12 protein-coding genes are annotated in these 14,326 nt (G+C 59.6%); 1 reads left to right on the top strand and 11 read right to left on the bottom strand.

Annotated features, from left to right (window positions below; all coding sequences use genetic code 11):
* Positions 1-169 precede the first annotated feature (169 nt).
* From ACWGKN_RS05345 to ACWGKN_RS05295, 11 genes are all read right to left on the bottom strand, one after another.
* Entirely contained in the window at positions 170-1,087 is a 918-nt protein-coding gene (locus tag ACWGKN_RS05345; RefSeq protein WP_035232930.1) for an electron transfer flavoprotein subunit alpha/FixB family protein, read from the bottom strand.
* A gap of 11 nt (positions 1,088-1,098) precedes the next feature.
* Positions 1,099-1,869 (bottom strand): electron transfer flavoprotein subunit beta/FixA family protein, encoded by a 771-nt coding sequence (locus ACWGKN_RS05340; protein ID WP_452094829.1) that lies wholly within the window; start codon positions 1,867-1,869, stop codon positions 1,099-1,101.
* A gap of 91 nt (positions 1,870-1,960) precedes the next feature.
* Positions 1,961-3,964, bottom strand: a complete 2,004-nt coding sequence (locus ACWGKN_RS05335; RefSeq protein ID WP_035232926.1) for a heterodisulfide reductase-related iron-sulfur binding cluster — start codon at positions 3,962-3,964, stop codon at positions 1,961-1,963.
* A 1-nt stretch (position 3,965) separates the two neighbouring features.
* Positions 3,966-4,427, bottom strand: coding sequence for a PaaI family thioesterase (locus ACWGKN_RS05330; protein ID WP_035232925.1), 462 nt, complete (start codon positions 4,425-4,427; stop codon positions 3,966-3,968).
* Between the two features lie 29 nt (positions 4,428-4,456).
* Entirely contained in the window at positions 4,457-5,308 is an 852-nt protein-coding gene (locus ACWGKN_RS05325; RefSeq protein ID WP_035232924.1) for a 3-hydroxybutyryl-CoA dehydrogenase, read from the bottom strand.
* 65 nt (positions 5,309-5,373) lie between these two features.
* Positions 5,374-6,660 (bottom strand): thiolase family protein, encoded by a 1,287-nt coding sequence (locus ACWGKN_RS05320; protein ID WP_452094828.1) that lies wholly within the window; start codon positions 6,658-6,660, stop codon positions 5,374-5,376.
* Positions 6,661-6,773: 113 nt separating this feature from the next.
* The gene (locus ACWGKN_RS05315) at positions 6,774-8,531 is read right to left on the bottom strand and encodes an acyl-CoA carboxylase subunit beta (protein WP_035231261.1); all 1,758 of its coding nucleotides are present in this window, start codon (positions 8,529-8,531) and stop codon (positions 6,774-6,776) included.
* Between the two features lie 66 nt (positions 8,532-8,597).
* Positions 8,598-9,755: an acyl-CoA dehydrogenase family protein gene (locus ACWGKN_RS05310; RefSeq protein ID WP_035231259.1), complete on the bottom strand. Its 1,158-nt coding sequence runs from the start codon at positions 9,753-9,755 to the stop codon at positions 8,598-8,600.
* Between the two features lie 148 nt (positions 9,756-9,903).
* Positions 9,904-10,665 (bottom strand): CoA-transferase subunit beta, encoded by a 762-nt coding sequence (locus ACWGKN_RS05305; RefSeq protein WP_035231275.1) that lies wholly within the window; start codon positions 10,663-10,665, stop codon positions 9,904-9,906.
* Positions 10,666-10,685: 20 nt separating this feature from the next.
* Entirely contained in the window at positions 10,686-11,663 is a 978-nt protein-coding gene (locus ACWGKN_RS05300) for a CoA transferase subunit A (RefSeq protein ID WP_035231257.1), read from the bottom strand.
* Positions 11,664-12,054: 391 nt separating this feature from the next.
* Entirely contained in the window at positions 12,055-13,476 is a 1,422-nt protein-coding gene (locus ACWGKN_RS05295) for a sigma-54 interaction domain-containing protein (protein ID WP_052160155.1), read from the bottom strand.
* Between the two features lie 282 nt (positions 13,477-13,758).
* Here ACWGKN_RS05295 and ACWGKN_RS05290 point away from each other — a divergent pair, with 282 nt between their 5' ends.
* Positions 13,759-14,310: a DUF2889 domain-containing protein gene (locus tag ACWGKN_RS05290; protein ID WP_052160154.1), complete on the top strand. Its 552-nt coding sequence runs from the start codon at positions 13,759-13,761 to the stop codon at positions 14,308-14,310.
* Positions 14,311-14,326 lie beyond the last annotated feature (16 nt).

Here is a 14,326-nt window from a genome sequence, read left to right as displayed (position 1 = left end):
AAAACCGCTTTAATCAGGGCCGCCCCCGCTATTTCCGGATCACGTCGCTTTGCCTGAGAGGCCGTTCATGAGACAGGATGCCCCCATGGCGATGGCGTCTATTGTCACCGAGGCCCCTGTGTCGCGTGGAGCCGGGATGTCTCTACAGGGTTCGGCTTCCGCCTGCGCCTTACATCGCTTCGATCTTCTCGGTGAGGACCGGGATAAACTGCTTCAGATCGGCAACCACGAGGACATCGGCAACTTCGCCGATCGGTGCATCCTTGTCGGTATTGATCGCCACGATAAATTCGGATTTTTTCATTCCGGCCAGATGCTGGATCGCCCCGGAGATACCGCAGGCAACATACAGCTTCGGGGACACCGTCTGACCGGTGGTGCCGACCTGACGGTTATGTTCGGCCCACTCGGCATCGACGACCGGTCGACTGGCCCCGTATTCGCCCTTCAAGGACTTGGCCAGGGCCGCGACGATGGCAATATTCTCCGGCTTGCCGATGCCGCGGCCGGCACTGACGATCACCGACGCCTTGGTCAGGTCGACCCCGCCTTTCTCGGCATATTCGTAGCCGGTCAATTCGATTTTGCCGGTCGCGCCGGTGCCGATCTTCTCAACCGTCGGGGTGCCCGCCGGGTCGTCGGCCAGGCTGAAGGCCCCGGCCTGCAGGGTCAACACGGTGACGCCGCTCTTGACGGCGACCTTGCGCCGCAACTTCGAGTTGCAGACCGGCACGACCGGCAGACCGTCGACGAAATCCACCACCTCGGACACCTGGCCGGCCTTCAAGGCGTGGGCCACCCGCGGGGCGAGGTCCCAGCCGTAGGAGGAGTGGCAGAAGACCACCATATCCGGCTTGACCTTGCCGATCGTCTCCAGCACCAGCTGCTTGTGGACATCGGGGTTGTATTCGCCGCAGGCCGCGACATCGGCGAGGTAGAGGGTCCCGGCGAATTTCGGCAGCTCGCTGTCACTGCCGACGAGGAACATCGCACTCTCGGCGCCGACCTTTTGGGCGAAGGCGACCAGATCGTAGACCCCGCCCTGCAACTTTCCTTCTCGATACTCAGCAACAAGCAATGTTTTCATCGGATCCTCCCCTAGGCCAGAACGGCGGTTTTTTCTTTCAGAATCTTGATCAATTTGTCAGCCATTTCGCCAATATCCCCCTCCAGGACGAGACCGCCGCCCTTCTTCTCCGGGAAGTAGAGGGCCTGGGTCTCCTCGAGGGCCGATTCCTTCAACAGATCGGCCACGGCAACGGTGATCAGTTCCTTCTTCTTGACCTTCATGATATTGGGCAGGGTGGGGTAACGCGGGGTGTTGAGCCCGAGCTGACAGGTCACCAGCGCCGGCACCGGCAGTTTCACCACCGCTTTGACCCCGCCCTCGAGTTCCCGCTTGACGGTAATCGTGCCATTGGCGAACTCGAAGCCGACGATGGTTGTGACGGAAGGGATTCCGAGGGATTCGGCGGTCAGCACCCCGACCTGGGCACTGCCCCGATCCTGGGACTGCAACCCGGTGAAGATCACGTCATAGGACTTGGTTTTGGCATGCTCGGCGATGATCGAGGCGATGGAAAAGGGGTCCTTCTTGTAGCTGTCGTCATCGGCCACATGGACACCCCGGTCGCAGCCCATGGCCAGCGCCTTCTTCATCGTCTCCTTGACCCGCTCCGGACCGATGCAGAGCACGGTCAGATCGCCGCCGGCCTGCTCCTTCAACTGCACCGCCTGCTCGACCGCATACTCGTCATACTCATTCATCCGCCAGGCCAGGCCGGCGCTGTCGTACCAGTTGCCTTCGCCATTGACCTTGAACTTCGATTCCATGTCGGGAACCTGTTTGATACACACCAGAATATTCATGTCATTCTCCTTGTTTGAGTACCCAATACCTGAAATGTATTGTTTCTTTTCAAATTTCTCGCCCGGGCGTCTCCCCGGCCGCTCCGCCCGCTCAACCCCGGGCCGACGGCTGTACCACCCTCTCGACCAGGATCTCGGCGATGTCGCGCGGTCGCAGCGATTCCTCGACTCCGGCCCCCTTCACCCCGTCCTCGAACATCGTCAGACAGAAGGGGCAGTTGGAGACCAGCACATCGGCCTTGGCCTCGGTCGCCATCTGCACCCGCTTGATGTTGATCCGGCTGCCCAGCTTCTCTTCGGCCAGGATCCGGCCGCCGCCGGCGCTGCAGCAGAACGCCTGGTCGCGGTTGCGGCCCATCTCGGTGATCTGGCCACCGGCCTTGGCGATGAGGGTCCGAGGCGGCTGATAGATACCGTTGTGGCGCCCCAGGTAGCAGGAGTCGTGATAGGTGCAGGAAAAGCCCTCGCTCTTGAGCTGCAGTCGACCGGAAGCGATCAGCTGTTCGAGGAATACAACGTAGGGGACGACCTCGGCCGTGAGGCCCAGATCCCGGTAATCCTTTTCCAGGGTATTGAAACAATGGGGGCAGGTGGTGACGATCTTCTTGACCCCGTAGGCCTTGATGGTCTCGATATTCTCCATCGCCTGCGATTGATAGAGATATTCGTTGCCCATCTTGCGCATCGGCTCACCGCAGCACTTCTCCTCCTTGCCGAGGATGCCGACCTTGATCCCGGCGGCCTGGCAGAGGGCAACGAAGCTGCGGGCGACGGCGATGTTGCGCTTGTCGAAGCTGGCATAGCAGCCGACAAAGTAGAGGATATCGACCTCGGCATCCTCGTCGAGGGTCTTGATCCCGAGGTTGTCGGCCCAGTCGCCGCGCGAGGCATAGCCCATTCCCAGCGGATTGCCGTTGACCTCGGTGGCCTCCATCGCCGTCATCACCTCGTCGCCGGGGAACTCGCCCTCCATCAGGACCAGATTGCGGCGCATCTCGACGATCTTGCCGACGTGCTCGACCCCGGCCGGGCAGATATCCTGACAGGCGCGACAGGTCGTGCACGACCACAGGGCGTCACGGCCGACGGTCTCGATCAGGTTGGCATCCGGCGTCGGCGAAAAGGCGACTCCGCCCAGGTCGCTGACGACCTTCATCGGCGACAGCGGCTTGTCGGTGGCATAGGCCGGACAGCGGTCCTGACAGCGCCGGCATTTGATGCAGGCGTCGGTATCGAAGATATCCTTCCAGCTGAGATCGGTAAGCTGCACCGCCCCGAAGCTCTCCGCCTCCTCGTTTTCCAGTTCGATGGTCTGCAGTTTGCCGATCGGGCCCCGATCGGCAAAGACCATGTTGAGGGCGATGGTGGCGATGTGACGAAACTTGGTGAAGGGAATCGAGACGATGAACACCATCACCAGCAGCAGGTGAAACCACCAGGTAAAGACGTGCAGCTGCTGCAGTCCCGTTGCCTCCATCCCGGACATGGCCTTGGCGAAGACGAGCCCGACAGGGGACCAGTATGACAGCGGGGTGCCGAGTTCGGTCACCGCCATCCGGGCGCCTTCGATCACGAAGCCGGTCAGCAGGATCAGAAACAGTAGACCGTGCATGAAGGCATCGTTCCAGTTGCTGTCCAGGGCGGCGGAATTGACGAGGTAGCGGCGGACAAACAGGGCCCCCATCCCCACCAGGGCGAGGAGTCCGGCCAGATCCAGGGATATCGAAAACAGCTTGTAAAAGGTGCCTTTCAGGAATTTGATGTCGAACAGCAGGTCGGAGAAATCCGCCTGCAGGACAATGAGGGAGGTGCCGATGAACAGCACGAAAAAGCTCCAGAAAAACGCCCCGTGGGCCAGACCCGGCCAGCGGACCCGGATGACTTTCGCCTGTCCCAGCACGGTCGCGGCGGCGTCGGCGATTCGCTGCCACAGGTCATCGGTGCGATCGATCGGTTTGCCCAACCGATAGACCTTCACCCGCTGCATGCCGCCATACGCCAGTACTCCTATCGCGGCGATCGTCAGCAGGTACATCGGCACCAGCGTGGTCCAGCCGTGCCCTACATTCCAATATATTTCACGGGTAGCTTCCATCTTAACCTTCCTGCCTGTTGACAGGGATCTGGACCATCACCGCCGACCCTTCGGCACACAGCTTGCCTGCGGCCGACACGGTCAGGTCGACGACGACCTTCCTTCCCTTGATCTCGTTGATCCTGCCCCGAATCTCGATCTCGACGTTGGTCGGGGTCGGAGCGCGAAAATCGACCTTCAGCGAAGCGGTCACAAACCGGGTCACCGTCTGCTCCTCGGTCCTGGCCTTGGCGGCCCAGGCGGTCGCGGCGCCGTGACAGTCCATCAGTGAGGCGATCATGCCACCGTAGAGAAAGCCCGGATAGCCGCCCGAATACTTGGGATCGGGAGTGAACCGACAAACGGTCTCGTCGCCATCGGCATAGCTCTTCAGCTTCAGACCATCATCGTTGAGTCTTCCGCAGCCATAGCAATGGGCGTATTCATCGGCATAGCAATCCTGAATGGCCACCAGTTCCGTCATCTCCGCATCCTCCAAAGGTCATGAAACGTTCAATTATAGGTATAGAAACCACGGCCTGACTTGCGTCCCAGCCACCCCGCCTCCACATACTGCCGCAGCAGCGGGCAGGGACGGTATTTCGGATCTCCCAGCCCCTTGTGCAGGGTCTCCATGATCGCCAGGCAGGTGTCGAGGCCGATCAGGTCCGCTAAGGCCAGTGGCCCCATTGGATGGTTCATGCCCAGTTTCATCACGGTATCGATCGCCTCGCAATCGCCGACCCCGTGGTAGACGCAGTAGATGGCCTCGTTGATCATCGGCAGCAGGATCCGGTTGGCGATGAATCCCGGAAAATCATTGGCCAGTACCGGTGTTTTGGCCAGCTTTTCGGTAAGGAGACGCGTCGTATCATAGGTCTCGTCGGAGGTGGCGAGACCGCGGATGATCTCGACCAGCTGCATCATCGGGACCGGGTTCATGAAGTGCATGCCGATCACCCTGTCCGGCCTTCGGGTGGCGGCCGCGATCCTGCCGATGGGGATGGACGAGGTATTGGAGGCCAGGATGACATGTTCCCGGCAGATATCGTCCAGTTCCTGGAAGAGCTTGAATTTGATCTGTTCGTTCTCGGAGGCGGCCTCGACCACGAAATCGGCGGTCGCCATGTGCCGCAGGTCGGAACTCACCGAGATGCGATCGAGGGTCTGCCGGCGCTCAGTCTCCGAAAATCGCCGTTTTTCGACCAGTCGGTTGAGATTGTCAACGATCCGCTGCCGTCCCTTCTTGACGAACTCGTCGTTCATGTCGTTCATGATGACGCGAACGCCATTGGTCGCGGCGACCTGGGCGATTCCGGCACCCATCTGACCGGCGCCGACGACGCCCAATGTATGTATTTCCATAACCGCCTTGTTCCCTGTAAGAAAATTATGCGTAAAGCCAACCCGGCATGCCGGGTCGGCCGGATTTATCTTTTCACGATCATGGCCATGCCCATGCCGCCGCCGATGCACATGCTGATCAGGCCGGTGGCGTGGTTGCCGCGCTGCATCTGGTTGAGGGTGGCGACCATCTGCCGGGCGCCGGTGCAGCCGACCGGGTGGCCCATCGAGATGGCGCTGCCGTAACGGTTGGGTTTGTCGACGTCGATCCCCAGTTCGAGCATGCAGCCGATCGCCTGGGAGGCGAAGGCCTCGTTCAGCTCGATCAGGTCGATATCGGCGATCGTCATCTTCGCCTGTTTCAGGGCGCGGCGGATCGCCGGCACCGGACCGAGGCCCATGTAGGCCGGGTCGACCCCGCCCGAGGCGAAGCTCTCGATGGTCAGCAGCGGCTTGAGCCCCAGGGCCCTGGCCCGGCTCTCGCTCATCAAGAGCACCGCCGCCGCCCCGTCGTTGATCCCGGAGGCGTTGCCGGCGGTGACCGAGCCATCCTTGGTGAAGACCGGCCGCAGCTTGGCCAGTTTCTCCATGCTGGTGACCATCGGCCGCTCGTCGCGGTCGACGATGATCTCCTGCTTGCGCGAGGGGACCTTGACCGGCACGATCTCGCTGGCGAAGATCCCGGTTTCGATTGCCTCCATGGCCCGGGCATGGCTCTGGCAGGCCAGGCGGTCCTGGTCCTCGCGGCTGATGGCGTACAGCCTGGCGATGTTCTCGGCGGTGACGCCCATGTGGTAGCCGTAGAATTTCTCGTACAGGGCGTCATAGACCATCAGGTCGTGGATCTCGCCGACCCCGGTGATCTCCATGCGGTAGCCCCAGCGCCCCTTCATCAGGGCCATCGGCACCTGGCTCATGTTCTCCTGGCCGCCGGCGAGCACCACCTCGGCCTGGCCGGTCATGATCGACTGGGCGGCCAGGGCGATCGCCTTGAGGCCGGAGCCGCAGACCTTGTTGATGGTGAAGGCCGGGGTTTCCTTGGCGATCCCGGCCCGGATCGTCGCCTGGCGGGCCGGGTTCTGCCCCTGGCCGGCCTGGAGGACGTTGCCCATGATGACCTCGTCGACGGCGATCTCGCGCAGGCCGGCGTCCCAGCCGGCATATTTCTCTTCCAGCTCGGTTTGGTTGCGATCGGCGAGCCTGCCCGGCACGGTCTCGGCCAGATCGGCGCCGGCCACCGGCCGCAGCCCGGCCTTGACCAGGGTCTCCCGCAGGACCAGGGCTCCGAGGTCGACCACCGCCACATCCTTCAGGACGCCGCCGAAGGCGCCCACCGCTGTTCTGCATCCGCTGACAATGACAGCCTTATTCATTTCCATAGCTTCTCTTTATCACTCCATGTGCTCCGAATTTTTGCGCTACGGGGATCGCCTGTCAGGTGACGCTGCACCATGACAGGCGATCCCCGCGGTTGCCGTTGCCGCTTCTACCCCTTGATGATCCGGGGAAGGAGCATCTGATGGACCGGAGTGATCGATCGTGGATTCTGATAATTGGCCCCGACAAAGGCCTGGACGTACTTGCGCAGATCAGACAACGGGACGATCTCATCGACGAAGCCATTCATCGCGCAATAGGCCGGACGTGATTTGTCCTGATAGTCCTTGATCATCTGGTTCATCTTGTCGAGGACCGGATCGAGGGGGTTGCCGGCCGAATCCTCCTTGACCAGTCGTCGGGCATAGGAGGCGGCGGCGGCCGTCTCGCCATGCATGACATAGATCTCGGTCATCGGGGTACCCAGCGTAAAGGCATTGTTGTTGTTGGCCTGGGGGCCGCACATGATATAATGGGCGGCGGCCGAGCCTTTGCGCAGCACGACGCACATCATCGACAGCTCGGTCTGTTCGATCGAATAGATCAGCGACTGACCGAGAGAGAGCAGTTCGGCCTCCTCGGCCAGGTCGCCGACATCGATCCCGGAGGTGTCCTGCAGCCAGACGATCGGCAGGTTGTCGCGGCCGCACAGGGTGACGAATTCGCCCTGCTTGATCAGCCCCTCGCGGTAATGCTTGCCGCCGACCCCGAAATAGGTGTCGTTGGCGTATTTCGGATAATCGGGGAAGAACCCCTGGTTGTTGCCGATGAAGGCCACCGGGAAACCGTCGACCTTGGCGATCCCGGTAAATACCTCGGGACCGTAGTCGGCACGATACTCCATGAACTCGCTGTTATCGGTCAGACGGGCGAGAATCTGCTTGGCATCGTATTGCCGCTTCTGGTTGACCGGCAGGATCCGGTTGAGATCCTCGCCGGGGAACTTCGGTTCCGCCGGGGCGGCGACCCTGAACATCGTGGGATCGTAGGCCGGCATCATCCGCATGTACTCCTTGATACCGTCCAATACTCCCTGTTCGGTGTCATGGACCTCGCGGAAATAGGCGGTCTTGTCGAAATGGGTCTCGACCCGGCCGGGGCTCTTGGCCTTGAAGGCCTTGGTGGCCTCGATCAGCGACTTGGCCGTTTCCGCATCAAAATGGCCCTTCGGATTCATCCCGCCGACGATGCCGGCACCGCCGACGGCGATATTGGCATCCTTGTGGGCCAGCAGGATCGTCGGACTGATCCCCTGATACCCGCCACCGGCCGGGTTGGTGCCGTAGATGGCATTGAGGATCGGAATCCCGAGATGATTGAGGTCGGCATGGCGGAAAAACGGGGTACCGCTGCCCCGCCGGCCGGCGTAGACGGTCTCCTGCTCCATCAGCTTGACGCCGCTGCAGTTGGTCATCCAGACCAGGGGGACGTTGAGCCGTTTGGCCATATCGGTGACCATGAGAATGTTCTCCGACTGGCCCGATATCCAGGCACCGGCCATGACCTTGTTGTCGAAGCCGATGATCACCGCCCACTTGCCGGAGATCTTGCCGATGCCGTTGACCACCCCGGTGCATCCCTCCTCGTTGTCGCGGGGGTTGTACAGGGTGTGGAGGGGGCACCAGGTCCCGGGGTCGACCAGATAGGCGAGACGGTCATACACGGTCATGCCGCCGCGGTCATGGATCTTCTGGGCCGGGATTCCGGCGTTCTTGACGCGCTCGACCTCCTTGGCGATGAGCTGCTCCTGCTCCTTGACCAAGTCGACATTTTCCGCGGTGCGGTTGATCTCTACTTCACTCAGAGCACTGCCGATCGGGGGCATGCTCTCAAAATATGGGCGTAATGGTGTTTGGCGACGTGACATACCAATCTCCTTCTGTTCAACTTAACACGTGTAATTCCACTGTTTCGAGTTCTGCCCCCGATGTGATCAGCGGTTGGGAGTATCCCCGAGGGCCATTCCGGCAATGATCGTTTTCTGGATATTGCTGGTCCCCTCGACAACCCGCAGCGACTGGGCGTCGCGCAGGAAACGCTCGGCCGGAAATTCGGTGGAGAAGCCGTAGCTGCCGAAGATCTTCATGGTCTCGAGGGCGGCGTGAACAGCGGCCTCGGAGGCGAACAGCTTGGCCATCGAGGTCTGATACTGGTTGGGCATCCCCTGATCCTTGAGCCAGGCGGCCTGATAGACCAGCAGTTTGGCCGCTTCGTGCTCGGCAACCATTTCGGCGATCGAGGCCTGGATCATCTGGTAGCTGCCGATCTTCTTGCCGAACTGGGTCCGCTCGTTGGCATAATTGATGGCCGCCGCAATGGCTCCGCCGCCGATGCCCAGCGCGCCGGAGGCGCAGCTGACCCTGGTGTTGTTGAGCTGGAACATGCAGATCTTGAAACCCTGGCCGACCTCGCCCAGAACCGAATCCTTGGGAATTTTGGCGTTGGTGAAGGCAATCTCGCCGGTGGGAGAACAATGGAGTCCCAGCTTGGTCTCGATCGGGGCGGTGACGATGCCTTCATTGCCTTTCAGGTTGACGATAAAACAGGTCATGCCGTTGTATTTCTTGCTCCGGTCGGTGAAGGCATAGACCAGGCCATAATCACCGACATGGGCGTTGGAGATCCACATCTTCTGGCCGTTGAGTTCCCAGTGGTCGCCCCGATCGGTGGCCGTCGTTCCCATGCTGGCGACGTCCGAACCGGAGTTGGGCTCGGTGATGCCGAAAAAGCCGAGCGACTCGCCCTTGACCCAGCCCGGAATGAAGCGCTCTTTCTGCTCCTTGGTGCCGAACTTGTTGACGGTGATCGCCGGTCCGATGTTCTGCATGTTGAGCGGCACCCGCCAGGAGCCGCTGACCGTCGCCAACTGTTCGCCGAGGAGAACCGACTCGAAGAACCCACAGCCGTTGCCGCCGTATTCCTCCGGGATCGCACAGCCGAAGAACCCGAGATCGCCCATCTTCTTCACCAGCTCAGGACGGAAGGTGTGGTTTTTTTCATCTTCCTTCAGGGTGGGGGCGATTTCCTTCTCGGCGAAATCCTTGGCCATGTCCTGCATCATCTTCTGTTCGTCGGTCAATTTGAAATGCATGGTGTTCTCCTTTTGTTCGGTAGGATTTTTCTCTGTTATTTCCTGCTTTGTTACAACCTGTGCTCCAGTGCGGAGGATAATTTCTTCTCTGACGTCATCCCGAACCGATACCGTAACGCCATCGGCATCTGCGACCTGGTTTCCGGCCCTATAAAATCAGTTTGTGGGGATCGACCCTTTCCCGCAGAATCGTCAGTTCAACCTCGGTAGGAGGAGCCGCTTCCGCCGCCCTCGAGACGTCCACCGAAAATTCCATGTTGTCCAGAATATCCCGAGGGGTCACGCCGGGATAATAGAAGGCGAGATACGTCTCCTTGGTGTCGTCATCGAAATGCATCACCCCGAGATTGGTGATGACCGCCGTCGGCCCACCGGGCAACAGCCCCTCCCGCTCCCTGGCCCCCGGTCCATCCAGATAACCGGGACTGGTCAGATAATCCAACCTGACCGGGAACTTGCGTTTTTCGTGCTGTATGAAAATGAGATACCGGGGGACGAACGAGGCGACATCGCAGGCGCCGCCGCTGCCGGGAAAACGGATCTCCGGCTGCGCATACTCGCCGATGCAGGTCGAGTTGAGGTTGCCGTACCTGTCGACCTGCGCCGCCCCCAGAATGCCGATGACCCGTCGACCGGTCTTGCGGTTCTGCATGGTGGCGAAGGCCTCCAGCAACCCGCCGTTGGAGGCGGCGCCGTACATGACACGAGGGTCGGCCACGGCCATGGGTATCTCTTCCAGCCTCGGGTCGATTGGCCCCGTCTCAAAAAAAATGATGCTGTCCGGAGCGTTGATATGTTTGGCTGCCATGGCAGCGACCATGGAAATACCGGTCCCGCAGAAGACGATATCGCCGTTGTGGATCTCTCTGGCGGCCATGATCGTCATCATTTCCTGCAATGTATACCCCATCAATTCGCTTCCCATGCAAATCAACGCCGGTCCAGGCCGACTGCATATCCTGTTTTCTTATCGGCGGCGATAATGTCCAGTTGCCCTTTGCCCACAAGATTCAACAGCCCGTGATGATCCTCGACACCATGGACGAACTTTGCCAGGTATTCCGCATACAGCTTCTCGTCTTTGGCGAAATGACTGATATGCCTCAAATAGATGGGGTCATAATCGTAAAAGTTATGGCATGCGGTTGGATAGGCGCCGAACGGCACATGCACCACGGCGTCGACATGAATAAAAGGGATCGAATTGTACTCGGGCTTATCTCTTAGCTGCTCCGTATCGACGATTTCTTCGCAGGTCACGATCACGTTCCTTGCAGCCTTCACCTGATCGATATCGGCAAAATTCAATCCTTCGATCCGGCAGGTGCCGTGTCTGTCCGCCTTCTGGACATGGACGATGGTGACATCGGGATTGATCGCCGGAACCAGGACGACCTTGGCGGCGCCGCCCCAGCTGTCGAAGGGATTGTCGATAATTTCCAGTTTCTTGTTCGGCAATTCAGGGTGGTTGGCTCGCATCTCCCGGGAGAACCCCCATTTGCCGACGATGTCGGTGCCAAACCCCGACAACGTCGCGAGAAACGGAACCCCCATGGCCCCGGCAAGAAAGCGGAGCGCCATCTGATAATTGGTGTAATCCTCGACCAGGAGTTCCCCCCGCTGCACCGCCAGCTTGAAGCGGATGCAGGTCGGAGCCGCCTTGCCGTTGCCGCCGTAGGCGATCTCGATCCTGGCGATGCAGCCGCCGCCGATCAGCTCATCGACGCCGGTACCGTTCGAATGGGCATAGCAATGGAGATTTTTCCTCCCCTGTCGTATGATCTCATAGACTGCAGCCATGGGATTCCGATTGACGGTGAAGCCGCCGATCGAAATATGACAACCGTCAGTGACAAATCTGGCGATTGCCTCCTCGAGCGTCATGACTTTGTCTTGATTGGAATTCATCGAACCTGTTCCCTGATGGATGCAATACACACCTGCCCCTCCGACTGCACATTATGTTGCAACAGGGATGCCAATAATGTTTAAATTTTTATATTATTGAGATTATGGGATAAATCGGGATTCGGGACTGGCAGGGAGGGCGAGGATCAGTTGTAGGAATAAGACTACATTCACTGAGGAGAATGTTGACAGCCCACCGGCAAATGGCCTGTCTTACACTATTTCGTCAATCGTGTAGGGTTTTTTCTACACTGTAGGGTTTGCCCTGCACAGAGAGATACAGGCACCGACAGGTGAACAATGTCATTTGCTGCCGACGGGTTGCGATGCCAGCGGCGGAAAATTTTTGTCCGTGGATGGGGAAAGAGATCGATCGGGAACGTTCCACCACTCAACCATTCTCGTTCCCCGTCGTCCCGGGTTTGGCCTTGTTGAGCTTGTCGTACAACGATGTCCGGTGAATCCCAAGGATGTCGGCCGCCTTCGATTTGTTGCCGTGAACCGACCGCAGGACGTCCTCGATCACTTTTTTTTCCGTCTCTTCCAGGATCTGCTTGAGGTTGCCCACCAGCGGCGCATCGTGCCGCTCCTGCCCCTGATCGTCACAATGACGAATCTGCTCCGGAAGATCCTCCGGCATGATCATATCGCCCCTGGCGATGATCGAGGCCTTTTCCATGACATTGCGCAACTCCCGGACATTGCCGGGCCAGGAGTAGCGTTTCATCAGCCCCAGAGCCTCATCGGAGATTCCGGAAGGGCCCCAGGAGATCTCCGATTTGAGTTGCGACAACAGATAATTGGCAATGAGCGGGATATCCTCCGGCATCTGCCTCAGGCTCGGCGCCTGGATGTTGAAGACATTGATGCGGAAGTACAGGTCGATCCTGAACTTATCCTCCTTGATCAGTTCACTGAGGTCACGGTTGGTCGCGGCGATGAGCCGAAAATCCACCGAAATGGTCTTCGTCCCGCCGAGCCGGTCCACGGTCCGCTCCTGCAGCACCCGCAGGAGCTTGGCCTGCATCGACATCGGCAGCTCGCCGATCTCGTCGAGCAGGATCGTCCCGCCGTGGGCCATCTCGAATTTCCCCATTTTCCCCTTCGACCGGGCGCCGGTGAAGGCCCCGTGTTCATAGCCGAACAGTTCGCTTTCGAACAGCTCCGGCGGGATCGAGGCGCAGTTGACCTTGATGAAGGGTTGATCGGCCCGCGGGCTCGACTGGTGGATGAAATAGGCGATGACCTCCTTGCCCGTCCCCGATTCGCCGGTGATCAGGATGGTCGACGTCGTTTTCGCCGCCAGCAGGCATTTTTCCTTGATATCCCGGATGGGGGCGGATTGGCCGATGATGATGTTTCCCCCCTTGAGCTGGCTCACCTGATTCTGATAATATCGCAGCTGGCCGTCGAGGAGTTCGAGTTTTTTCTGGAGGTCCCAGAGCCGGGTGACCTCATTGAGCATCCCCTTGCCGACGGCGCCGAGCAGCCTGCCCTCGAAGTCCCTGAGCGGGATCCTGGAGATCAGCTGTTGCCGCCCGCCGATGTACAGCATGTCCCCGATCCGGGCCTTGCCGTCCTTGAGGATTTCATGGAGGTGGGTGCCTTCGACAACCTCGGTGACATGCCTGCCGACGGCGGCGTCGGCATCGATCCCCAGAAGTTTGCCGCTGTAGCGACTGACGTAGATAATGACGCCGTCCGGGCCGATGACGATGGGGCATTCGTAGGGGTTGTCGATGAGGGCGTAGATGCATTCTTCCCCGAGGCTGCGTAATTTTGCCTTGTGCTCTTCGATCTGCTTATCGTCCATGGCCCGTCTTCATAGCTGTCGATCAGGTTGAGAGGAAAGTGCGCCGGAACGCAGCCAGTGGCTTATCCCCCAGATAGACAATTATACCAGAGAGTGTCATGATAATATATCAATACAACAAGTTGAAAATACAAAACGGCCCGTTGTCAAACCCTCTTCAAGAAAGACCACCTCTTGCCGTTGCAGGCAAGGCATCGAGGTTGACAACTCCGGCCATGTTCGATAGCCTAGGCGCCATCACCCACATGACCACCCACAACCGCTGAAACTGGATACGACACGATGAGCCTTCTGGATCAATGCGACAAAAAGAATATTCATAACCGTAACATCGACATATCGACCTATTCCTGGGATGCCGACCACGTCCTCGTGGTCGGGGAGCTGAAGGAGCAACGATATGTCGGCTTTATCAATGGTTTTGGCGAGCAAATCACCCCGGGCGTCTATCACCACATGCGAATCGAGCTGTTGATCGACACCGGGACCAAAACGATCGAGGATGTGGTGGTGACCCTGCCCCGGGTCCCACGTGGAGATTGTCCGGCGATGGCAACCAGCCTCGACCGGATCAAAGGAATGGATATCACCCGTGGTTTTTCCTCCAGGATCAGGAAGATGGTAGGCGGCAACAAAGGCTGCGTCCACTTGAACACCCTGCTGCTGGCCATGGCCCCGGCGGCTGTTCAGGGGGCGTGGATAAACATCGCCTGGCTGCGGGAAGAGCCCGTCCGGCCCGATCCGCAAACCGGCAGCCACCTGGTCGATTCCTGTTGGGCCTGGCGCAAGGATGGCCCTCTGGTTGCGGAACTGGGCATCAAGGTCGACAAATAGCCCGCTCAGGGAAATA

The organism is Desulfoprunum sp. (assembly GCF_053613775.1).
The sequence above is the reverse complement of the archived record's forward strand: the minus strand, read 5'-3'. Positions and strand labels throughout refer to the sequence as shown.